The organism is Nocardiopsis sp. L17-MgMaSL7, from assembly GCF_003182025.1.
GTDB classification, from domain to species: domain Bacteria; phylum Actinomycetota; class Actinomycetes; order Streptosporangiales; family Streptosporangiaceae; genus Nocardiopsis; species Nocardiopsis prasina.
The window spans coordinates 1-19943 of sequence record NZ_QGTF01000028.1; the positions used below are offsets into that span (position 1 = coordinate 1).

The window sequence follows — 19943 nt, forward strand, 5'->3', positions numbered from 1 at the left end:
TGCATCCGGTTCAGGGCCGTGTTGAGCCGGTGGAAATCGAAGCGGGCACGGGTGTGCATCTGCTCAGCGGCCGCCGCGATACGCACCGTCGGACGAGGGACGTCAAGGACGCCCTTCTGGTCGGGGTCCGGTTCAGGGGATGAGTCCTGATCGGGGGTGAACTCGAACTTCACGGTCCTGCCTCTCCACATCCGGCTTTCACACGCCTCCTGCTGGCTCCGTTGAGTGAGTCGCACGGCGAACACCCACGGTTCCGATTCTCTCGGATTTGGTCGCGTTTATTGGTACTCCGTCCTGTGAACAGAACGGGCCCCAGGGGGACCAACGGGACATTTCACGAGGTCATCGGCGTGTGAGAGTCAACATGGGGTTTGAAGGTGGGATGGCCGAAACCGGCCACATGACCGTCCAACAGCTGGTGTGGGCTCGCGGACAGGGCAGGTAGGAGACCCGAGGGCCGACCCGCTGGTCTGACCTGTGGCGATGGCTCTCGGACTCACTGGGGGTTGGGGAGCCGGAGGCGGGCGGCCGTCTACGCGTACCGCCACGGCCTGAGCACCTGGGCGGACGACCAGGTGGACGTCCTCGTGGCGTGCTCCGTCCGAGGACCACTCCACTGCGCCCGGCCTCGTGGATCCGGTCCGGGTGCCGCCTCCTCAGCCGGCCTGGGGCGGGTCCGTGCCCAGCACGTCGATGGCGTGCTTGCGGTGCTCGGCGAAGAGTCGCACCGCGGTCGGGGCGTCCCGGGCGCGCAGGGCCGCGACGAGGTCGGCGTGTTCACCGGGCACGTGCTCCAGGTAGCCGTCGCTGTTGGCGCGGATCCGGTTGACCAGGAAGAGGTGGACCTGGCACCGGATGGCTTGCCACGCCTGGTGCACGCGGCGGTGGCCGCTCGCGACGTAGACCGCGTCGTGGAAGGCGATGTCGCAGGCCGCCATCTCGTATTCGTCCTCGGCGCGCTCCATGCGGGCGGCGGCGGCCTCGATGGCCTCCAGGTCCTCGCGGCTCGCCCTCCGGGCCACCAGCCCCACGGCAAGGTTCTCCAGCGCGTCGCGCAGGCTGTCGAGCTCGGCGATGTCCTCGGCTGAGAGCTCGGTGACGGTGGCCCCGCGGTGCCAGGCGCTGCGCACCAGACCCTCGGTCTCCAGGCGCATCAGCGCCTCGCGCACCGGACCCCGACTGACCTCCAGTTCCGCTGAAAGGTTCGTCTCGCGCAGCTGGGTTCCGGGCGGGTAGGAGCCGTCGAAGATCGCCTCACGCACACGATCGGCGACTTCGTCGGCCAGGCCTCGGCGGCGTGCGGGTGCCACACGTGTCGGTTCGCTCATTGCTCCCTGTTTCTGTCAATGTCCTAATGTTAACATTAGGACAATGGGTGCCGGGACTGAGCCGCACCCCGTCGCGCCGTGAAGACTGGAGACCGCATATGACCGTGCTCGACTCCCCGATCCCGCGTTTCCACCTGGCCGTCCCGGTGGACGACCTGGACGCCGCCCGCCGCTTCTACGGAGACGTCCTGGGCCTGGAGCAGGGGCGCAGCAGCGACACCTGGATCGACTGGAACCTTCAGGGCCACCAGTTCGTGACCCATCTGTCCCCCGAACAGAACAAGCGCATCCACAACCCCGTGGACGGCCACGACGTCCCGGTGCCCCACTTCGGGCTGATTCTGACCGTGGACAGGTTCCAGGAGCTCGCCGAACGCCTGCGCGCCGCGAACACCGACTTCGTCATCGAGCCCTACGTTCGTTTCCAGGGCCAGCCCGGGGAGCAGTGGACGATGTTCCTGCTCGACCCGGCGGGCAACGCCCTGGAGTTCAAGGCCTTCGCCGACGATTCCCAGGTGTTCGCGGTCTGAGGTGCCCTGGGAGCAGGCGTCCGTCCACCCACACCAAGTTGAGGAGTCGACCATGAAGGTGTTCCAGATCGGTGCCGCAGGGGGTGTGGGCCAGCCACTGGCCCGCGTGCTCACCCAACGCGGCGACCAGGTCAGCGGCATGTACCGTCGGCCCGAACAGGTCGAGACCGTGCGTGCCAGCGGGGCCGTGCCGGTTCTGGGGGACCTGATCGCCGACACCGTCGGGCAACTGGCCGACAGGCTGGCCGGTCACGACGCGGTGGTCTTCTCCGCTGGGGCCCACGGGACGGGCACGGACCAGACCTCCGCCATCGACGGCGACGGTCTGAAGAAGGCCGCCCAGGCCGCCGAACAGGCCGGGGTCAGGCGCTTCGTCCTGGTCTCGGTGTTCCCCGAGGCGCTGCGCGGGTCGGCGGAGCCCTCCCCGGGGTTCGAGCACTACGCCGTGGTGAAGAAGGAGGCGGACGCCTACCTGGCCGCCAGGGAGCTGGACTGGGTGATCGTTCGTCCGGGCACGTTGACCAACCAGCGGGGCGGCGGGACGGTCACCGCCGGACCGGCCATCGTCTACGGGGACGTCGCCCGCGAGGACGTGGCGGCTTTCATCGCCGCGGTCCTGGCCGAACCCGCTGTGAACCGGCAGATCGTGGAGCTGACCAGCGGCACGGAGCCGATCGAGCGGGCCGTGAGCCGTCTGGCCGACATGCGTCGCGCCTGAGTGGTGCCCGGTCGGACACCGCCGCTCAGACCGTCCGGTCGGGCGCGGTCGCGTCCATGCTCCCTGAGGAGGACGGCCGCGAGCAGACCGGGGAAACGCCCATTCAGGTTCTCGGTGCGCACATGACCGTGTACGACGGTTGTGCAGAAGAGGATCGTGGACGGGCGCAACGCCCTCGCCAGACCCGCTGGTGTGCCTCCGGGGGGACCCACCGAACCCTGGGCCGCGAGTAGCGACGGCACCGAACGGCCGTTCCCGAGGGGCGGCCGTTCGCCGTGTGCGCGCCACGGTTTCGTGGTCGTCGAGGGACAGCAGATGAAGGAGCTCCGAGAGCTGCCTCGGGCTGGATGCTGGCCCGCTTCACCTTCCCCTGGCGCGAGTAGGGGAGACCGCCGCGAGGGAGGCGGCGCGAAGGACCACAGAAGTCACATCCGTGGCCCCCATGGTGCTGCTAGACCTAAGCCTCCTGATCGTACGCTTCACAGAGACGCACAATCTCCCTGAGAGCGGACCTCCAATTCTCGAAACCCTCTACCTCAGGCTCGTATCCAACACCCCAACTTCCAGCGATGAGTTTTTCCAGCTCCAATTCAGTGAGCTCCGAATCGATTAGCAATCTGGCGCCTTTTTTGACTCCGATGCGGAATCCTTCGAAGCCATCGTTCTCATGGAATACCTCTTCGAGCGTATTTCCATCGATCGTCCAGTCCTGGTGCAGATAGATTCCGAATGCTTCCTCGATGTCAGAAAGCTCTTCCATGGTGGGGTGTTCCATTTTCCCTCTATTTAGATCCTGTTCCAAGCCGCATCAATCTTCTCGCGAAGCCAGTCAGGCATGAACTCTTCACTCCGGGGGTAGAGGTTGTTCTCGTCGATGAAGTCCTTCCTATCAGGAGAGAAAGGGAATGGGGGATAGTCTTCATAATTGAAGCGAGACTTGAAGGTGCCTTCACTCCAAATCTGGAGTTCCCAGGAGAACCAGGTGCCCTGGCCCTCCCTGTACATCCCCGCCCTCAGGTCCATGATGTTCGGAAAGAACTTCCCGGGGGGATTTATCCTGAGTGCCTCCCCGTCCTCCTTCTCGACCTCAGTATTCATGATTCCATACATGCCCATGAGCATGACGAGCAGCCTTCCGGAGTTCCAGGCATCCGGCAGGCGGTCCGACATGTCGGAAGCGATCCTCGAGATCGCTTCTCTTTCTTTCATCGGACCCATGTGGCCTTTTGGGCTACCGTACACGAGTCATCTCCCTGTTCACGTCGGCTGATGAGAGTAGTGGATTACCTTCTGAGGCACTCCGTTGATGGAGTAAGAGAGAGTCGGGCCAGTCGGGGGTGCATCCAAGATCCTATCAATGTTGCCATTCTTCTTCTGATCTCGAACTCGGGAAGGCGAGGGCTGTTTGGAAGACTTGCCGTAACACGGGTATCAGGCGGAGGCGGATTCAGGTCGGAAGCTCTCTTTCGTGCAGTTCGTTTCGTATCTGTGGATCGAAACCGGGTATCGATCAGATGCCTCGGATCGGCCTGTCAGATGAGAACTCTGGATGCTTTGGGCACTGCTCATCGGACTGGTGAGATCGCGGAGTCAGATCCGGATCGCGGGCGACCAGCACAATCCCGTCGAAGATCACTGTCCGCTTCGCGTAGCGGGTCGCGACCGCCCGGTTCTGTTTGAACAGGTTGATGCACCTTTGCACCGTGTTGCGAGCCCGGTAGGCCGTCCGGTGGAAGACCTGCGGCCTACCGCTCGCCGATCCTTCGCGGCGGCGGTCCTCGGGCTGGTCCCCGGGGCGGGGCGATGACAGGCCCCAGGTGGCCGGGGGTGCGACCCCCGTGTCCAGCGGGGCCCAGGCTTCGCAAGTGGCCGGTGGCACGTCACCAGGCCACCCGGACGAGTGTGTTGCTGGCTTCCCCACTCCCTTGGTGCTACTTTCGGATCTCGGAGCGGTTGTCTTTCATATTCTGGTCTTCCCGCGAATCCAGCTGATCCTGCCTTCCGGGAAGCGCCGAGGGGGCGATGGGGCTGCTATGCGACCAATGGGTTACATATCTCAGATAGTCCATGGCGTGGAGTCCGCTGGAGACCGGGACGTCATTGTCGACGGCCCCCACAGGATCACGGGCGAACAGCTGCTCCGACGCTGCTCGGTGCTCTCCAGGACACTGGCCGACCAAGGTCTTCAGACCGGCGACACCGTCGCCTACCTGCACGGGAACACCATCGACGCGGTCGTCGCCCGCCTCGCCGTCCAGGCACTCGGCGCCTGCTACGTGGGGCTCAGGCCCTTCTTCTCCACCGCCGAGAAGCTGAAATTCCTCGTAGAGGGACGACCCGCGCTTTTCCTCTTCGATCCGGACCAGTGCGACGAAGCCATATCCCTGAGTGCCCAAGCTGGCATTTCCCGTGCATTCTCCATCGGAGTCGCCGATTTCGGTGAGAACCTGCTGGAAATCGCCGCCCAGAAACCGGACGTACCCATGGAATGCGTTCACCGGGACGACGCCCTTTCCATGGTGACCTTCAGCAGTGGGAGCACGGGCGAGCCGAAGGGCATCGCGCACACCTTCGCCTCGTCGGCCGGGTTCCTCGACAACGCCCGCCACATGTACGGTCCGGGCCCCTGGCGCTTCCTTGTCGCGATTCCCCTCTCCGACCTGGGCGGGGAGATCGTGCAGTGGACCCTGGCCGTTGGAGGCACGGTCGTGCTGCTGGACGACTTCCGCGCCGACGAGGTGGCGCGAACTCTCGGCAGCGAGCACATCACCCACTTCTTCGGCTCACCCTCGATGGTCCACGCACTCGTCCACGAGCAGGGCCTGCGGAACGCGGACCTGTCGGATCTGCGCCTGGTCGCCTACGGAGGCGCCCCCTCCTCGCCGTCCCGGACGGCGGACGCCGTCTCGGCTCTCGGGCCGGTCCTCATGCACAACTACGGCATGCAGGAAGCCGGGTTCATCAGCTACCTCAGTCAGTCCGACCACATCCGGGCCGGGCGCTACCTGCTCAACTCCGTGGGCCGCCCGCTGCCGGACGTGGAGATCGCCGTCCGCGACCCCGAGGGCGTCGAACTGCCGCCCGGTTCCATCGGCGAGGTGTGCGTGCGCTCCACCACCCTCATGGCCGGCTACTGGCAGCGCCCCGACCTGACCGCCGAGGTCCTGCGAGAAGGCTGGTTCCTCACCGGGGACCTGGGCCGTGTCGACGACGAGGGCTACCTCTATCTCGTCGACCGGGTCAAGGACATCATCATCGTGGACGCCTACAACGTCTACCCGCAGCAGGTGGAGCAGGTACTCACCGCCCACCCCGGCGTCGCCCAGGCCGTCGTCGTGGGGCTGCCCGACTCCGACACCGGGGAGAGCGTCTACGCCGCGGTCGTCCCCTCCACGGAGGTACCCGCGGACCGGACGGTCGCCTTCTCCGCCGAACTCGCGGCCGCGGTGCGCGAAACCCTCGGTACCGTCCACGAGCCCACGCGCATCGACCTCCTCGCGAGCATGCCGCTCACTCCGCGAGGCAAACCCGACAAGACAGCGATCCGGGGGCAGGCGGTCGACAGAGCCGGGTCCCCCCACATCTGAGACGTCCACCGCAGTCCGCCGACAACCCCACGTCCACTGACCACGCGCCGCCGATGTCCGCCGACCGGCACCACGTCCACCGACAACGCCGCCGACCGGCACCACGTCCACCGACAACGCCGCCGACCGGCACCACGTCCACCGACCGGCACCACGTCCACCGACCGCCCCGACGCCCATTCGACGACCGCCGTCCCGCCGACGCCAGGTCCGACGATCACCAGACCCCCCGACAACTCGACCGCTGGTCCACCGGACCGCTCGACCACACGGGAGCACCGTCATGCGCCAGCTCGAAATCGAATGGGTCCAGCCGCAGATCACCGTCACCGCCGACCTCACCGACGACAACCCCGACCTCGTGGACATGGTCTGGAACAGGCTCGTCCCCTACAACAGCCTCCAGAACCACGCGCTGGTCTCCGGAGACCACCTGTACCATCTCCTGCCCAGCTCGGAGACGGTCTACCGGACCCCCGAGTACAAGATGGAAGACCGCACCGTAGCGCCGGACGGCACCGTCTTCCTCTCCCAGCTCCAGCACATCGGCATCAAGTACGGGCCCCTCACGGAGTACCTGCCCGCCGCCCCGATCGGCCGCGTCGTCCCCGACGACGTCGACGCCCTGCGCGAGGCCGGGCAGCACTGCTGGGACGCCGCCTACAGGACCAAGGAGGCCGTCGAGATCCGCGTGCGCCGCAAGGGCGACCAGGTGACCGACTACACGCTGCCCCTGCCGCCCCGGGTCGGCATCCCCGACGTGCAGGACCTCATCGACGAGATCCACGACGCCACCCAGCGGTCCTGGATCGAACCGCCCGAGGAGATCGTCGACATCCACGCCGGCCGGATCAGCAGCCGAGCCGGGAGCCGGGACCAGTTCTTCTCGACGATGGTGTTCGTCAACGGCGAGGTGCGGCCACTGGGCTACAACGCGCTCAACGGACTCCTTCGGCTGGTGCGCACCACCGCACTCCCGCTGGACACCCTTCGCGAGATCACGCCCGGCTTCATCCGGACCCCGTCGGAGTTCCTGGGTTACACCGGGTTGCACACGCTGGAGCGCTTCACCAAGCAGACCACGGACGCGCTCGCCCGGCTGGAGGACAGGGAGCAGTACTTCGCCCTGATCAGCGCCCTGGCCCTGTACACGAACATGCTCAACACCTGGAACCTCCACCTGTTCCCGTGGGACCACGGAAAGGAGTACCCCTACGCGGAACGGTGACACCGCGGACCGCAGGGCGCCGGGACGCCCGGACCGCACAGCGCACACGAAGGGGGAGGGCGTGAGCCGCCGAGTGTTCGAGGCAGTCCGCGAGGACTTGCGGAGAAGGATGCCCACCCCGTCCGGGGAGGGAGGCGACGAACTGGCCGGGCGGATCCGGGTCGCCTTCGACTCGCTTCCACGGGACACCGACCCCGGTGACCCCTGGCTGGGCGGCCCGCCGGGCGACTATGCCTGGCTGGCCGAGTACGAGAACCTGCCCGACGGTCCCCAGGACGCAGACCGCGTCCTCGGCTCGGCGGCGCGCGCACTGCGGGGACAACTGCGCTGGCACTCCCCGGCCACCCTGTTCAACATGACCCCGCAGCCCCTGCTCGACACGGCGGCGATCACCGCGGTCACCGGCCTCCACAGCCCCAACGCGCTCTGGGACTTCTGTAGCGCCGGGGTGATCGAGGTCGAGCGGCAGCTCGTCCGGCAGTTCGCGCGGCGCGCGGGATGGGCGGACACCGCCGGTGGTGTGTTCTCGTTCGGAGGCAAGGCCGGGCTGCTCTACGCCGTCAGGATGGGGCTCAACCGGTGCAGCCCGGACTCGTACCGCGAGGGGCTGCCGCCGGGCCGCGTCCCGGCGGTCGTCACCACCGCCCACAACCACGACAGCCTCGAATTCGTCTGCGCGCTGCTCGGGCTGGGCACCGACGCGTGTGTGCGCGTGCCCGCCCCACCAGGACAGAACACCGATCCCGACGCCCTCGTCGAGGTGATCGACTCCCTGCTGTCCGAGGGCCGACCCATCGCCTGCGTCGTGCTCTCGGGCGGCAACATCCTGCACAACGACATCGACCCCGTGCACCCCGTCACCGCCGCGCTCGACCGGCTGTGCGCGGAGCACGCGCTGCCCTACCGTCCGCTGGTGCACTTCGACACCGTGGTCACCTGGCCGTGGCTCTTCTTCGCCGACTACGACTTCGCGGGCGATCCCCTCGGCCTCGGCCCGGAGCTGGCGGGGCGCATCCGGGCCACGGCCGCGCTGGTCTCGCAGGTACGCGCGGCCGACTCGATGACCATCGACTTCCACAAGACCGGGCTGGCGCCCTACTCCTCCAGTCTCTTCCTCACCCGCGACGCGGTCGAGTTGCACCGGTGGGTGGAGGGCGGCAGGGGAGAGGCCGAACACCGGCCTCACGGTGAGAACGTGCTGCTGCACACCATCGAGCACTCGCGCAGCGCGGCCCCCATCCTGGCCGCGTGGGTGGCCGTGCAGAGTGTGGGGGTGGACGGGTTCCGCGTGTACCTGGCGAACCTGCTCATGTCCAACCGGACCTTCATGGAACTGCTGCCCAGCCGTGGCTTCGAACTGCTCACCCCCTCCTCGGACGGGGTCGCCTCGGTCTACTGGCCGTCGCCGCCCGGCAGCGCACCGACCTTCGCCCTCCTCCTGGAGGCGGGGCCGTCCGAGATCGCGGCCGCCAACCGTTACACGCACGCCCTGTTCAGGCTGCTCGCCGGTTATGAGGGAAATCCGTACTCCAGGGTCGTCCTCGGCCATCTCCCGGCCTACGGCGCGGGGCCCGGCGGCGAGCCGGTCGCCGCGCTTCGGCTGGTCCCCGGGTCGGTCTTCCTGGACGAGACGACGTGCTCGCAGATCGCCGAGCGCATGGAGCAGGTGAAGAAGGGGCTCGACGTGGCCGTCCGGTTCGGCACCGAGCCGTTGGAGGAGACCCGCGTCTACCACGTCCCGGAGTGAGGGGTCGTTCGTGAGTCGTGTGCGCCGCAGCCGTGGTTGACTTCACTCCGTAGCTTTCTCATGACCCTGGGTGTTTCCGGGGTCGAGTCGAACGGAGTCCGATGTCGAAGTTCCCTCTGCTGGCCGGGGTCGCCCTCGCCCTGCTGGTGACCACCACCGCCACCGTCCCCGCTCACGCCGAGCCCTCGGGCTGCCCGGTGCTGTCCCCGCCGCCCAGCGCGGAGGACCTGGAGCGCTACCTGTGCGGCGACCCCCGCCTGGGCCCGTCCGAGCTTCCCCAGGACGGCCCCGTGGGAACCCTGGTCGAGGGGTACGACCGGCTCGGTGGACTGTCCCCCGTGGAGTTCCTGGACCGCTGGTGGACCGTGGAGGGCAGCTGGGACTACCCGGAGCACGACGGTTTCGTGGTTGTCGACGGGCAGCCGGTGAAGGAGCTCCAGGAGCTGCCCTCGGGCTGGATGCTGGACCGCTTCGGCTCCCCGTGGGGTTCGTTCCTCGCCCCGGCCGGTGCCTCCTACGAGGAGCGCGCGCTGCCGCCCAACTCGCTGAACACGTGGCCTGAGGGGCCCGAGCACAACTACAACTGCTACGAGGTCACCGAGCCGGTCACCGCGTGGGTCGGCCCGGTCGCCCCGCACTTCGAGCAGCCCGGCGGCGGCGAGCAGTTGCTCGTTCCGGCCGAGGAGGTCCCCGAGGCTGAGGGGGAGGGCAACGTGCCCGTCAACGACCTCCTGGAGTGGGGCTACCTGGAGCAGCGTCCCACCGAGGAGTGCGTCCTCGCTGACGGCTACGATCTGGGCGCCTGATCGAGCGCCCCGCGCCCTACTCAGGAACGGGGCTTCCGCCCCAGGGGAAGGAATTGTCGCCATCGATGTTGGTCAGGTCCAGGTTCTGATCACCTGAACGGTCATGGTGGCTGCCGGACTGCTCCGAGTGGCCGTCGTTTCCTCTGACAGCCGCGCTCACGAGCTCTCTGCCCCGGCTGTCAGGCTGCGCGCCGGATCTCCCTTGTCACTGACTCTGTTCAGCCGGTCCGAAACGGAGGCGGCGTCGGGGGGTCTGGCTGACATCCGTAGCGCCTGATCTGTGCCCGGCCGGACACCGTCGCTCAGACGGTCCGGCCGGGCACCGTCGCGTCCATGCTCCGCGCCCGAAGGACGGCCGCGAGCAGACCGGGGAACCGCTCCTCCAGGTCCTCGGTGCGCAGTCGGCTCATGCGGGAGGTGCCCTCGTAGTGCTGGCGGATGACGCCGGCCTCGCGCAGGACCCGGAAGTGGTGGGTCGAGGTGGACTTGCTCACCGGGAGTTCGAAGGCGATGCAGGCCATGTCGTCGTGGCCCTGGGACAGGTCGTGGACGATGCGCAGCCGGATCGGGTCGGACAGTGCGCTGAGCACGTCCTCCAGACGGATCTGGTCGGTCTCGGGGTGCTCGCACTGTCGCCCCTGGGTGGCGCGGGCAGCCTTGGCCATGCTCCGACCTCCTTCCGTTCGGCTGGCATCTCAATGTACGAAGACCGTCGTAGTTTGACAAGCGCCGTAGTACGACTTGTACCGTACAAAGGTCGGTCCCGCCGACACCCGAGACCGCCTACGCGAAGGAACGCCTGTGAGCACCCTGTTCACCCCGCTGAAGCTGCGGGGGCTGGAGATCCCCAACCGCGCGTGGATGTCCCCGATGTGCATGTACTCCGCACAGTCCGAGGGCCCCGAGACCGGGGTGCCGACCGACTTCCACCTGGCGCACCTGGCCGACCGGGCGGCGGGCGGCCTCGGCCTGGTCATGGTCGAGGCGACCGCGGTGCGCCCCGACGGGCGGATCAGCCCGTGGGACCTGGGCCTGTGGAACGACCGGCAGCAGGAGGCGTTCACGCGGATCACCGCCGCCATCCGTGCCCACGGCGCGGTGCCCGCCATCCAGCTCGCGCACGCCGGACGCAAGGCCTCGGTGGACAAGCCCTGGCTCGGCAACAGGCCCGTCGCGCCCGCTGACGGCGGATGGACCACGGTCGGGCCCAGCGCCGAGCCGTTCCACGACCACCCCGCGCCCGCCGAGCTGACCGTCGAGGAGATCGGGCAGCTCGTGAGCGACTTCGCCACGGCGGCCGAGCGCTCCCTCGCCGCCGGGTTCGAGGTCGTGGAGGTGCACGGGGCCCACGGCTACCTGCTCAACTCCTTCCTCTCCCCGGCCGCCAACCACCGCGCCGACGCCTACGGCGGCACCCTCGAAAACCGCATGCGGTTCCCGCTGGAGGTCGTCGAGGCCGTGCGGGCGGTCTGGCCCGAACACCTGCCCGTGCTCTTCCGCACCTCGGCCACGGACTGGATCTCGGAGAACACCGAGGACCGGCGTGAGGGATGGACCGTCGAGGACACGGTGCGTCTGGCCAAGGAACTCCAGACCAGGGGAGTGGACCTGCTCGACGTGTCCAGCGGCGGCATGGTCCACGACGCTTCCATCCCCGCCGCTCTCGACTACCAGGTGCCCTTCGCGGAAAGGGTGCGCCAGGAGACCGGGCTGCCCACTGCGGCGGTCGGCCTGATCCTGGAGCCCGCCCAGGCCGAGGAGATCGTCGCGTCCGGTCGCGCCGACGCCGTGTTCCTTGGGCGTCAGCTCCTGCGGGAGCCGTACTGGGCCCACCGTGCGGCGGACGAGCTGGGCGCCGAGTCCCGCTGGCCCATTCAGTACGGCTACGCCGTGGGCCGCAGCAGGAAGTAGTACTGACCCGGTTCCCGGCGGTGTGAGGCGGCATCGCCGGGAACCGGGGCCGTCCCCGGCACGGCCAAGACTCGTGTGGCCCGACCATGACCAAGCCTGGGGTGGGCGGTGGCCAGGGACGGGGACCGTCAGGCGAGGCGCAGGAACGCGGCCCATTCCGAGGAGGGGAAGGCGAGATGCCCCTCCTCACGGTGCTTCGTGTCACGGACAGCGGCGCCGCTGGGCAGGTCAGCGACCTCTACACAGACCTGTGTCTGGCCTCCGCTATAAGAGGACTTTCGGAAGGAAGCGACTTCAACACAGTTGTCGCCAGAGGGCTGGCTGTGGCTGGACTTGTGGAAGGTGAGTGCTTTGGCACCGGGGGGCATGGCAGAGACCTCCGACCGGAGTTGGGGGCACTGACTGACTCATGCGCGGTACTCACCACGGTTACACCCCACCTCCGGAGGAAACTTCACGCGCGAGTGGCCGACTGCGGCCACGCGCGGTCGGTGAGGGCTCCTTCCGGTCTGGCGTGAGGTGAAGGGGAACCTTCCGCCGATGCGAGAGCATCCCTGCCCTTGGAGTGCCGACGCCGGTGATGCCACCAGGTTGGCTGCCTGGCGCCCGCTACGGCCGGGTGAAGGTCATGTGGGTGACGCCGCTGGGGGTGGTCACCGACTCGACCCGGAAGCGCTCCTCCAGGCCTTCGAGCCCGTCCCATAGGCGCTCGCCACGGCCCAGGACGATCGGGACGACGGCGACGTGCAGGTGGTCGATGAGGTCGGCCGCCAGGAACTCGCGGACCGTGGTCGGCCCGCCGCCGATCCTCACGTCCAGGCCGCCCGCGGCCTCGCGCGCCTGGCTGAGGGCCTCCTGCGGGGTGGCGTCGATGAAGTGGAACGTGGTGCCGCCCTCCATCTCCACCGAGGGGCGGGGGTGGTGGGTCAGAACGAACACCGGTGTGTGGAAGGGAGGGTTGTCGCCCCACCAGCCCTTCCATTCGTCGTTCTCCCATGGCCCGTGCTGGGGGCCGAACTTGTGACGGCCCATGATCTCCGCGCCGATGCCCTCACCCCAGGTGCCAGCGACGGCGTCATCGAGCCCGGTGCTCCCGCCCGGGTTGCCCTGCATCCTCTGGAAGGTCCGGGTCGGGAAGAACCACTCATGGAGCCGCGAACCGGCGTGGCCGAACGGGGTTTCGAGACTCTGCCCCTCACCGGTGGCGAATCCGTCGACGGAGATGGAGAAGTTGTGGACCCTCACGCGTGACATTGCGGGGACTCCTGCCCTCGAAGGGATGTGACCGCGAACCGGAACCGCTGACCTGCGAGCTTGGCTCGGTGACAGCAGTATGCATTCACCGGAGTCGGGTATGCGAGACGAACCGCTGTCCGGATGCAGGTCAAAGCGGTGGTGGAGCCACGGGAACAGGTGGAGCCTTACCGCTGGGCTGGGAACCTTCGCCGGTGCGGAGGTTCCCACCCTGTGCTTGGCGTCGGAATCAGGCGAGCCGCAGGAACGCGGCCCATTCCGAGGTGGGGAAGGCCAGGGTGCCAAGCCCCCTGTTCTGGGTGTCGCGGACAGCGGCGCCGCTGGGCAGGTCGGCGACCTCGACACACTCTCGCGCGGTGTTGCTGTAGGTGGACTTCCGGAACCGGGCCACCTCGACGCAGTTCTGCCGGGGCTGGCTGTAGGTGGACTTGCGGAAGGGAGCCATCTCAACGCAGTTGTTGCGGAAGCTGTAGCTGGACTTGTGGAAGGTGAGTTCGTGGGCGTGCACAGGTGAGTCCTCCGATGGGGGATGGGGGTACTACTTCACTCATGCACCGTCCTGCCCACGGTTACACCCCGGGTTCGGAGGAAAACGTCCCGTACTGGTGGCCAGCTGCGGCCACACTGGGCCCGGCAGTGTAGGGGGCCGTGACCAAGGCGTACGTGATCCGGGACGGGACCCTGCCGCCGATCGACCGGGCCGCCGTCGACCGGCCCCTTCTGCTCAGAATGCACAAGAGGCACGGGATGAAGGTGCACGGGCCGTGAACGTCGGTCGCCGCCCGCCCTGGCCCTTCGCTGACAGGGCGACAGGAACCATGAACACGCGGCCGGGGGATCGTCACGTGACTGCATAACATGAGGTCAGGCTGCACGCGCACGCCATGCCACTCGGGAACTCGGAGAGCGCTGCCATGAAGTACACCGTCTCGATGGAGATCGCCCTGCCGCGGGAGCGGGTGGCCCAGCTGCTCGCCGATCCGGCACACATGCCGAAGTGGCTGCGGGGCCTGGTGTCGCACGAGCCGCTGAGCGGGGGGCACGGGCAGGTCGGTACCAAGTCGCGGGTCGTGTTTCAGACGGGCAAGCAGAGGATGGAGTGCACCGAGACCGTCACGCGCCGGGAACCGGCGGACCTGCACGGGATCCCGGAAGGGCAGGTTGTTCACTTCGATCGAGAGATCGTCGGCGAGGGGATGTGGAGCGCGGCGCGCGACCGGCTGACCGAGGCCGGTCCGGAGACGACGCTCTGGGAGAGCGAGAACGAATACCGGTTCAGCGGTGTGATGATGCGGCTGGTGGGGCTCCTGATGCCCGGAGCCTTCCGCAAGCAGTCGCTACAGCACATGCAGGACTTCAAGGCCTTCGCGGAGCAGGGAGAGGACGTCCGCGAAGCGAAGGACTGACCCACGATCAGCGCTCGTCTCCCGAAGGGTGGGGAGCCGCAGACGTGACGGCAGGCCGACCCCTGAGTCCTCTTCCTCCTGCATCTCGGGGTGTAGGACCAGTACCGCTCGGATCTCAGCGCCCCGTTGTTGGCAGCAGCGTAGGCGGTGCAGGATCTCCCGGTTCTTCAGCTGGCCGATGGGTTGCGAACTGGCTCCTGTATCGTCTCGCCCACGGTTACACGCCGCGTTCGGCGGAAACGTCCCTTGCTGGTGGCCAGCTGTGGCCACCAGCACGAGTGAGGGCTGCTTCCAGCCCACGCGCGGCTCATGATCACGGTGTTGGCAGGATATCGAGTTGCAGAGGGGACCAGAGGTACTGTCTCTGGTCCCCTCTGCTGTTCCAGCTACGAGCTTCGAACGATTGTGGCTAGGGCGACCTGCCACGCAGCCGCACTGAACATCAGGTGGCCAAGGTCGCGGTTCTGGGTGTCGCGGACGGCGGCACCACTGGGCAGATCGGCAACCTCGACGCAGTTCTGTGACTGAATTTGGCTGTAGGAAGACTTGCGGAACAGGTCGTTTGGGATAGTGGAGTTCATCATCAGTTCCTAGGTGATCATTGCTGTCAGGCGCTCTACGGTCTCTTCTGGAGTTAAGGCCGCGATACGTAGGTGACCGAAGACGTGGCGATACCTCGCGACCTCATCAGGTTCCTCCAGGTACAGGCCGTCCGTGTCAGTCTCCAAGTACACGACTGTTGGGTCGACTGCTTCAGGGAAGTCCATGATGACGAAAGGGCCACCGAGGCCAGGTGTCAACCGGTTGGCAAGGGTCATCTGAACAGTGGTCGTTCCCACCGAAGAAACTTCCAGCAAATACTCCACTTGCCGTTTCAGCGCCTCGGGGTTCTCAGCAGCCAGGGCAAGGAGGGCGCCTTCGGAGAACACTGCCCAAATCTCTGGCGGATCAGTGCTCAGGATTCTCTGGCGTTCGATTCTGGCATCGACCGCCCTCTGGATGGCGTGCTCATCACGGATCCGCCCGGCTTTGGCGAGGGCCCTAACGTAGTCGGGCACCTGCAACAAGCCCGGGATCACCAAGGGCTCCCAGGTGCTGATCACACTTGCTTCGGCTTCGAAGCCGATGAACTTGCCTGACAGGACATCTCTGTACCTTGACCACCAGCCGCTCTCACGTGACTGACGCACCAGGTTGAGGATCTCCTCCCGCTCCCGCTGGTCTGTCACCGAGTAGGCGTCGAGGAGGGCCTTCACCTCATGTACCTGAGGTCGCTTCTTCACCCCGGACTCGATGTTGCTGATGGTGGTGCGCGACATCTCGGCAGCCGGTGCGGCGTCATCGAGGGTCATCCGCGCGGCATCACGGCGTCGCCGAAGCTCATCAGACAGACGTCGGCGGCGGACGGTGGGGCTGTATCGCTGCGTCATCTTTCTCCCGGTGGCTGGGCGCACTTCGAATCCTAGATCCTTTGGGCCTTTGAACTGGACATTCAGGGATTTCCCGGGCGGGATTTCAGGCTGGTCTTGAAAATCGGAAATTCAGGTTCCATGATGATGTTAACTTGAAATCCCGCCCGGGTCTCCCACCCGGCACCCGAACACCCGGAGCCGCGCTATGCCGCGATACCTCAACCTCTCCGAGCTGGCGCACGTGCGCTGGCTGGCCTCGGAAGCAAGGCGCCGCCGTCGCCCCCGCAAGGCAGCACGAGTGCGCGACTACGCCTCAGCACTCCAGAGCCTCAAGGGCACAGCACCGTCGAACTCCTCCCGGCGCCCGCTGGTCCCCTCACCCCGACGCCCCATGGACACCGTCCCCCTGGACGTCCTGCGGGACCTGGTCTCCGCACTCCAGCGGCTGGCGGTGGCCTTCTGATGCTCGACACCTACACCGGTGACCTGCTCGCCGTCGCCAAGGACGCCCTCCAGGCCCCCGAGCACCTCTCGCCCCAGGAACTCTCCGACTGGTACTCCCACACCCTCCGCAACCGGCTCCCCCTGATCCTCGAAGCCCTGGGCATCGCCAGCGAGGAACAGGACATGGAGCTGGCCACCCAGATGATCGACCAGGCCATCGCGGAGCACCCCACCACCCGGTCCACGCCCAAGCTCCCGCTCCGGCGCCCGTACGGGACCCCACCCACCGGCGGGCTCCTGGTCCCCGAGCGGGTCTTGTGCGATCTCCTCTACCGGCACTGGGCGATGACCATCGAGGGCACCGAGCCGAACCAGAAGTTCGTGGCCCGCCGCCCCTTCGGCTGGAAGGGGGAGGGCGATCCCTTCGAGCGGATCACCGCGTTCACCCGCCCGGAACTGCTGCGGCTGCTCGCCCACCGCCACCTGGGCACGGGCGACTCCTCGTCGGACACCAAGCCCAAGCCCGGTACCCCCGAACCGCCGAAGGTCTGAACCCGAACCACCCAAGACCCCGCGCGTCCGCTGAGGTTCCTCACCCCCGAGCGATCCGGCGGGCGCGCGCCCACACTCGTCCTGCTCCTGGTCGGACCGACAGGCTCAACCGCCGCGTCAGAACCGAATCCGAACCCGCCAGCGTCGCCGCGCGCACACGAAAAAGCTCTGGCGGGTGCACCACCACCCCCAGAGCAGGCCGACACTCACCCCCGAAAGAGAAAGAGAACTGCCGACATGACCATTGTGCCGCACACTCCCGCCCCACTCCACTCGGTGACCGCCACCGCACCCTCCGTCGGACGCCGCTGGCCCTTCCGCGTCTACCCGGGTGACCTCTCCCAGGTCTCGCGCGTGCGTTCCGATCTGGCCGCCGACCTGGGCAGGTTGGCCGGGTTGGGCGCCCAGTCCGCAGCAGACGTCATCCTGTGCGCCAGCGAGATGTTCGCCAACGCCTGCGACCACTCCCTCTCCGGTGAGGACCCCGAAGGCCGGGTGATCCGTACCCTGCACATGCCCACCGCCACCACCCTCAAGGTGGTGTTCATCGACGACGGCACCCGTACCGACGCCGCCGATCAGCTGGGACCGAAGCTCCCGGACCAGCGCACCCCCGAGGAGTGGGACGAGGCCGAGCGCGGCCGGGGCCTGCTGCTCATCCACCACCTCGCCAGCCGCTGGGGCACCCGCTCGGTGCTGGACTTCCCCTTCTGCGCCGGGCTGGGCACCGTCGCCTGGGCCGAGTTCACGCTCGCCGGAGACCAGCCATGACCGACTTCGACACCGGCACCGAAACGGGCACCAACGTCGACACCGGCCCTGACACTGACCCCCGGCTGAGGTCGGTACTGGACGCGCCCAGAGGACACCGCTTCTCCCGCCCCGGCGAAACGAGCGCACGCATCCGCACCCGCTCCCGCATCCGCACGCACACCCGCACGCACTCCCTCACCGGAGAGCCCACCACTCATCCCGGATCCGGGGACGCCGCCCACCCTCCCGGGCCGGACGGCTGGTTCGGCTCGGAGACCCAGCAGGAGCGGGAACGGCGGCTGCTGCCCCAGATGGTGGGCAATCCCAGGGTCGCCCACCGCCTCCAGTACGGGCAGCTCCCGCACTGGGTGATCGTGGCCCGACAGCACCGCGAGCGAGCCGCGCGCGAGGCCAGGGAGGCAGCGGAGACCGCCGCCAGGGAACCGGCGCCCGCACCGCCCGCACCGCCCGAACCGCCCGAACCAGCGCGCGGCCGTCACCGGGCCCCGCTCCGGTGGTCGGGCTGGCCCGCCCTGGCCGTGGGCGCGACGCTCCTGTTCGGCCTCCAAACAGGGGTGGCGATCGGCGAGGGTCTCGTGCGAGCGGCCGGAGTCCTGCCCGCGTCGAGCGTTCCCCCGGGCTGCCTCCCGTTCCCCTGACCGCACCCGCACCCGCACCCGCCCCAGGACTCCGCACCCGCCCCTCGGCGAGAACAGCAGACCCGCCCCGGACACGCGCGTGTCCGGGGCGGGCCCCTGGTGTCCGACCAGGTTCGGGGAGGCGCGGTCCTACAGGCGGGACCAGGCCTCGGTGAGGACCTTGCGCAGAATGCGCTCGATCTCGTCGAAGTGCTCGGGGCCGCAGGTCAGCGGCGGCGACAGCTGGATCACCGGTTCGCCCCGGTCGTCCGCGCGGCAGATCAGCCCCGCCTCGAACAGCGCGGAGGAGATGAACCCCTTCAACAGGGTCTTCGACTCCTCGGCGGAGAAGGTCTCCTTGGTCTCCTTGTCCCGGACCAGCTCGATCCCGTAGAAGAAGCCCTCGCCGCGCACGTCGCCGACGATCGGCAGGTCCAGCAGCCGCTCCAGCGTGGCCCGGAGCACCGGTCCGTTCTCACGGACGTTGTCGAGGATGCCCTCGCTCTCGAACAGGTCGAGGTTGGCCAGCGCGGCGGCGGCCGCCACGGGGTGCCCGGCGAAGGTGATCCCGTGCAGGAAGGCCGCACCCTCCTCCTGGAAGGGCTCCATCAGCTTGTCCCGCGCGATCAGCCCGCCCAGCGGCACGTACCCGCTGGTGGCGCCCTTGGCGAAGGTGATCATGTCCGGCACGTAGCCGTACTTCGTGGCCCCGAAGTACTCGCCCAGCCGCCCGAAGGCGCAGATGACCTCGTCGGAGACCATGAGCACCCCGTGGCGGTCGCAGATCTCCCGCACCCGCTGGAGGTAGCCGGGCGGCGGCGGGAAGCAGCCGCCCGAGTTCTGCACCGGCTCGACGTACACGGCCGCGATCGTCTCGGGGTCGTTCTGGAGGATGGCCTCCTCGATCTGGTCCGCCGCCCAGCGGCCGAAGGCCTCCGGATCGTCGCCGTGCACGGGCGCCCGGTACAGGTTGGTGTTGGGCACCTGGATGGTGCTGGGGACCAGGGGTTCGAAGGGGCTCTTGATGGCCTGGAGGCCGGTGATGGACAGCGCCCCCAAGCTGGTGCCGTGGTAGGCGATGTTGCGGCTGATCACCTTGTGCCGGGTGGGCTGGCCGATCGCCTTGAAGTACTGGCGGGCCAGCTTCCACGCCGACTCCACCGCCTCGGAACCGCCACCCGTGAAGAACACCCGGTTGAGGTCGCCCGGGGCCAGCCCGGCCAGCCGGTCGGCCAGCTCCACCGCCCTCGGGTGCGCGTAGGTCCAGATCGGGAAATAGGCCAGCTCACGGGCCTGCTCGGCGATGGCGTCGGCGATCTCCGTGCGCCCGTGGCCCACCTGGGACACGAACAGCCCGGACAGGCCGTCCAGGTACCGGTTGCCGTGGTCGTCGTAGACGTACTCGCCCTCGCCCCGGGTGATCACCGGGACGTCGGCTTCGTCGTAGGCGGCCATCTCGGTGAAGTGCATCCACAGGTGGTCCCGGGCGGCCCGTTGCAGGTTCTCGGAGTTCAGACGCGGTTCCACTCGGCTCTCCAAGTTCTCTGGGTGATGAGGGGGCAGGCACCGGACCGAGGTTCGGGCACCGCGCACACCCCGCGCCGCCTACTCGACCCTGTGCGCCCTGCT

The 19943-nt window shown here is 67.9% G+C and carries 22 protein-coding genes and 1 pseudogene; 13 read left to right on the forward strand and 10 right to left on the reverse strand.

All coding sequences use genetic code 11. From position 1 onward, the window contains the following. Positions 1-656: 656 nt before the first annotated feature. The gene (locus BDW27_RS26835; protein WP_110052493.1) at positions 657-1328 is read right to left on the reverse strand and encodes a GntR family transcriptional regulator; all 672 of its coding nucleotides are present in this window, start codon (positions 1326-1328) and stop codon (positions 657-659) included. Between the two features lie 98 nt (positions 1329-1426). On the opposite strand from BDW27_RS26835, the gene BDW27_RS26840 reads away from it, so the two are divergent. Both BDW27_RS26840 and BDW27_RS26845 read left to right on the forward strand, forming a co-directional pair. Next, positions 1427-1858 carry a VOC family protein gene (locus BDW27_RS26840; RefSeq protein WP_110052494.1) on the forward strand — a complete coding sequence of 144 codons (432 nt, stop codon included), beginning with the start codon at positions 1427-1429 and terminating at the stop codon, positions 1856-1858. 52 nt (positions 1859-1910) lie between these two features. Next, positions 1911-2576 (forward strand): NAD(P)H-binding protein, encoded by a 666-nt coding sequence (locus BDW27_RS26845; RefSeq protein WP_017546794.1) that lies wholly within the window; start codon positions 1911-1913, stop codon positions 2574-2576. A 457-nt stretch (positions 2577-3033) separates the two neighbouring features. Here the strand turns inward: BDW27_RS26845 and BDW27_RS26850 are convergent, their stop codons facing one another. Both BDW27_RS26850 and BDW27_RS27960 read right to left on the reverse strand, forming a co-directional pair. Then, complete coding sequence (locus BDW27_RS26850) at positions 3034-3351, reverse strand: hypothetical protein (RefSeq protein ID WP_110052496.1); 318 nt, start codon at positions 3349-3351, stop codon at positions 3034-3036. Between the two features lie 11 nt (positions 3352-3362). Further along, the gene (locus tag BDW27_RS27960; RefSeq protein WP_233515956.1) at positions 3363-3746 is read right to left on the reverse strand and encodes a hypothetical protein; all 384 of its coding nucleotides are present in this window, start codon (positions 3744-3746) and stop codon (positions 3363-3365) included. Between the two features lie 872 nt (positions 3747-4618). Between BDW27_RS27960 and BDW27_RS26865 the strand changes: the two genes are divergently transcribed. From BDW27_RS26865 to BDW27_RS26880, 4 genes are all read left to right on the forward strand, one after another. Further along, on the forward strand, positions 4619-6163 hold the full coding sequence (locus BDW27_RS26865; protein WP_233515957.1) for an AMP-binding protein: 1545 nt from the start codon (positions 4619-4621) through the stop codon (positions 6161-6163). A 283-nt stretch (positions 6164-6446) separates the two neighbouring features. Continuing rightward, positions 6447-7391 (forward strand): DUF3830 family protein, encoded by a 945-nt coding sequence (locus BDW27_RS26870; RefSeq protein ID WP_110052501.1) that lies wholly within the window; start codon positions 6447-6449, stop codon positions 7389-7391. Between the two features lie 109 nt (positions 7392-7500). Beyond that, positions 7501-9138: a hypothetical protein gene (locus BDW27_RS26875; RefSeq protein WP_110052503.1), complete on the forward strand. Its 1638-nt coding sequence runs from the start codon at positions 7501-7503 to the stop codon at positions 9136-9138. A gap of 101 nt (positions 9139-9239) precedes the next feature. Continuing rightward, on the forward strand, positions 9240-9944 hold the full coding sequence (locus tag BDW27_RS26880) for a TNT domain-containing protein (protein WP_110052505.1): 705 nt from the start codon (positions 9240-9242) through the stop codon (positions 9942-9944). 302 nt (positions 9945-10246) lie between these two features. Here the strand turns inward: BDW27_RS26880 and BDW27_RS26885 are convergent, their stop codons facing one another. Next, the gene (locus tag BDW27_RS26885) at positions 10247-10609 is read right to left on the reverse strand and encodes a helix-turn-helix transcriptional regulator (RefSeq protein ID WP_017546797.1); all 363 of its coding nucleotides are present in this window, start codon (positions 10607-10609) and stop codon (positions 10247-10249) included. Between the two features lie 136 nt (positions 10610-10745). Between BDW27_RS26885 and BDW27_RS26890 the strand changes: the two genes are divergently transcribed. Continuing rightward, complete coding sequence (locus BDW27_RS26890; RefSeq protein WP_110052507.1) at positions 10746-11855, forward strand: NADH:flavin oxidoreductase/NADH oxidase; 1110 nt, start codon at positions 10746-10748, stop codon at positions 11853-11855. Between the two features lie 128 nt (positions 11856-11983). Here the strand turns inward: BDW27_RS26890 and BDW27_RS26895 are convergent, their stop codons facing one another. From BDW27_RS26895 to BDW27_RS26905, 3 genes are all read right to left on the reverse strand, one after another. After that, positions 11984-12223, reverse strand: a complete 240-nt coding sequence (locus BDW27_RS26895; protein ID WP_110052509.1) for a DUF397 domain-containing protein — start codon at positions 12221-12223, stop codon at positions 11984-11986. Between the two features lie 241 nt (positions 12224-12464). Next, the gene (locus tag BDW27_RS26900; RefSeq protein WP_017546800.1) at positions 12465-13109 is read right to left on the reverse strand and encodes a dihydrofolate reductase family protein; all 645 of its coding nucleotides are present in this window, start codon (positions 13107-13109) and stop codon (positions 12465-12467) included. A gap of 229 nt (positions 13110-13338) precedes the next feature. Continuing rightward, positions 13339-13617, reverse strand: coding sequence for a DUF397 domain-containing protein (locus BDW27_RS26905; RefSeq protein WP_110052510.1), 279 nt, complete (start codon positions 13615-13617; stop codon positions 13339-13341). 137 nt (positions 13618-13754) lie between these two features. On the opposite strand from BDW27_RS26905, the pseudogene BDW27_RS27965 reads away from it, so the two are divergent. Both BDW27_RS27965 and BDW27_RS26910 read left to right on the forward strand, forming a co-directional pair. Beyond that, positions 13755-13865, forward strand: a pseudogene (locus tag BDW27_RS27965) (IS5/IS1182 family transposase); the annotation flags it as partial. Positions 13866-14023: 158 nt separating this feature from the next. Continuing rightward, complete coding sequence (locus BDW27_RS26910; RefSeq protein ID WP_110052512.1) at positions 14024-14515, forward strand: SRPBCC family protein; 492 nt, start codon at positions 14024-14026, stop codon at positions 14513-14515. Positions 14516-14901: 386 nt separating this feature from the next. Here BDW27_RS26910 and BDW27_RS26915 read toward each other — a convergent pair whose 3' ends face one another. After that, a complete protein-coding gene (locus BDW27_RS26915; protein ID WP_370446555.1) occupies positions 14902-15096 on the reverse strand; it encodes a DUF397 domain-containing protein in 195 nt (64 codons plus the stop codon). Between the two features lie 9 nt (positions 15097-15105). Then, entirely contained in the window at positions 15106-15945 is an 840-nt protein-coding gene (locus tag BDW27_RS26920) for a helix-turn-helix transcriptional regulator (RefSeq protein WP_110052515.1), read from the reverse strand. 187 nt (positions 15946-16132) lie between these two features. Here BDW27_RS26920 and BDW27_RS26925 point away from each other — a divergent pair, with 187 nt between their 5' ends. From BDW27_RS26925 to BDW27_RS27970, 4 genes are all read left to right on the forward strand, one after another. Then, positions 16133-16390 (forward strand): hypothetical protein, encoded by a 258-nt coding sequence (locus BDW27_RS26925; protein WP_017546805.1) that lies wholly within the window; start codon positions 16133-16135, stop codon positions 16388-16390. Continuing rightward, on the forward strand, positions 16390-16923 hold the full coding sequence (locus BDW27_RS26930; RefSeq protein ID WP_110052517.1) for a hypothetical protein: 534 nt from the start codon (positions 16390-16392) through the stop codon (positions 16921-16923). The genes BDW27_RS26925 and BDW27_RS26930 overlap by 1 nt, the downstream gene beginning before the upstream one ends. A gap of 237 nt (positions 16924-17160) precedes the next feature. Beyond that, on the forward strand, positions 17161-17694 hold the full coding sequence (locus BDW27_RS26935) for an ATP-binding protein (RefSeq protein WP_110052518.1): 534 nt from the start codon (positions 17161-17163) through the stop codon (positions 17692-17694). Then, entirely contained in the window at positions 17691-18335 is a 645-nt protein-coding gene (locus tag BDW27_RS27970; RefSeq protein ID WP_233515958.1) for a hypothetical protein, read from the forward strand. Before BDW27_RS26935 ends, BDW27_RS27970 begins: the two co-directional genes overlap by 4 nt. A gap of 129 nt (positions 18336-18464) precedes the next feature. Here BDW27_RS27970 and BDW27_RS26945 read toward each other — a convergent pair whose 3' ends face one another. Beyond that, entirely contained in the window at positions 18465-19841 is a 1377-nt protein-coding gene (locus BDW27_RS26945) for an aspartate aminotransferase family protein (RefSeq protein ID WP_110052520.1), read from the reverse strand. Positions 19842-19943: the final 102 nt, after the last annotated feature.

Bases quoted from the DNA above. Each gene is read 5' to 3' on its own strand.
- BDW27_RS26835 (WP_110052493.1), bottom strand. From the start codon at position 1,328: ATGAGCGAACCGACACGTGTGGCACCCGCACGCCGCCGAGGCCTGGCC.
- BDW27_RS26920 (WP_110052515.1), bottom strand. From the start codon at position 15,945: ATGACGCAGCGATACAGCCCCACCGTCCGCCGCCGACGTCTGTCTGAT.
- BDW27_RS26900 (WP_017546800.1), bottom strand. From the start codon at position 13,109: ATGTCACGCGTGAGGGTCCACAACTTCTCCATCTCCGTCGACGGATTC.
- BDW27_RS26925 (WP_017546805.1), top strand. From the start codon at position 16,133: ATGCCGCGATACCTCAACCTCTCCGAGCTGGCGCACGTGCGCTGGCTG.
- BDW27_RS26895 (WP_110052509.1), bottom strand. From the start codon at position 12,223: ATGCCCCCCGGTGCCAAAGCACTCACCTTCCACAAGTCCAGCCACAGC.
- BDW27_RS26885 (WP_017546797.1), bottom strand. From the start codon at position 10,609: ATGGCCAAGGCTGCCCGCGCCACCCAGGGGCGACAGTGCGAGCACCCC.
- BDW27_RS26845 (WP_017546794.1), top strand. From the start codon at position 1,911: ATGAAGGTGTTCCAGATCGGTGCCGCAGGGGGTGTGGGCCAGCCACTG.
- BDW27_RS26915 (WP_370446555.1), bottom strand. From the start codon at position 15,096: ATGAACTCCACTATCCCAAACGACCTGTTCCGCAAGTCTTCCTACAGC.
- BDW27_RS27960 (WP_233515956.1), bottom strand. From the start codon at position 3,746: ATGTCGGACCGCCTGCCGGATGCCTGGAACTCCGGAAGGCTGCTCGTC.
- BDW27_RS26850 (WP_110052496.1), bottom strand. From the start codon at position 3,351: ATGGAACACCCCACCATGGAAGAGCTTTCTGACATCGAGGAAGCATTC.
- BDW27_RS26930 (WP_110052517.1), top strand. From the start codon at position 16,390: ATGCTCGACACCTACACCGGTGACCTGCTCGCCGTCGCCAAGGACGCC.
- BDW27_RS26910 (WP_110052512.1), top strand. From the start codon at position 14,024: ATGAAGTACACCGTCTCGATGGAGATCGCCCTGCCGCGGGAGCGGGTG.
- BDW27_RS26870 (WP_110052501.1), top strand. From the start codon at position 6,447: ATGCGCCAGCTCGAAATCGAATGGGTCCAGCCGCAGATCACCGTCACC.
- BDW27_RS26865 (WP_233515957.1), top strand. From the start codon at position 4,619: ATGGGTTACATATCTCAGATAGTCCATGGCGTGGAGTCCGCTGGAGAC.
- BDW27_RS27970 (WP_233515958.1), top strand. From the start codon at position 17,691: ATGACCGACTTCGACACCGGCACCGAAACGGGCACCAACGTCGACACC.
- BDW27_RS26935 (WP_110052518.1), top strand. From the start codon at position 17,161: ATGACCATTGTGCCGCACACTCCCGCCCCACTCCACTCGGTGACCGCC.
- BDW27_RS26880 (WP_110052505.1), top strand. From the start codon at position 9,240: ATGTCGAAGTTCCCTCTGCTGGCCGGGGTCGCCCTCGCCCTGCTGGTG.
- BDW27_RS26875 (WP_110052503.1), top strand. From the start codon at position 7,501: ATGCCCACCCCGTCCGGGGAGGGAGGCGACGAACTGGCCGGGCGGATC.
- BDW27_RS26840 (WP_110052494.1), top strand. From the start codon at position 1,427: ATGACCGTGCTCGACTCCCCGATCCCGCGTTTCCACCTGGCCGTCCCG.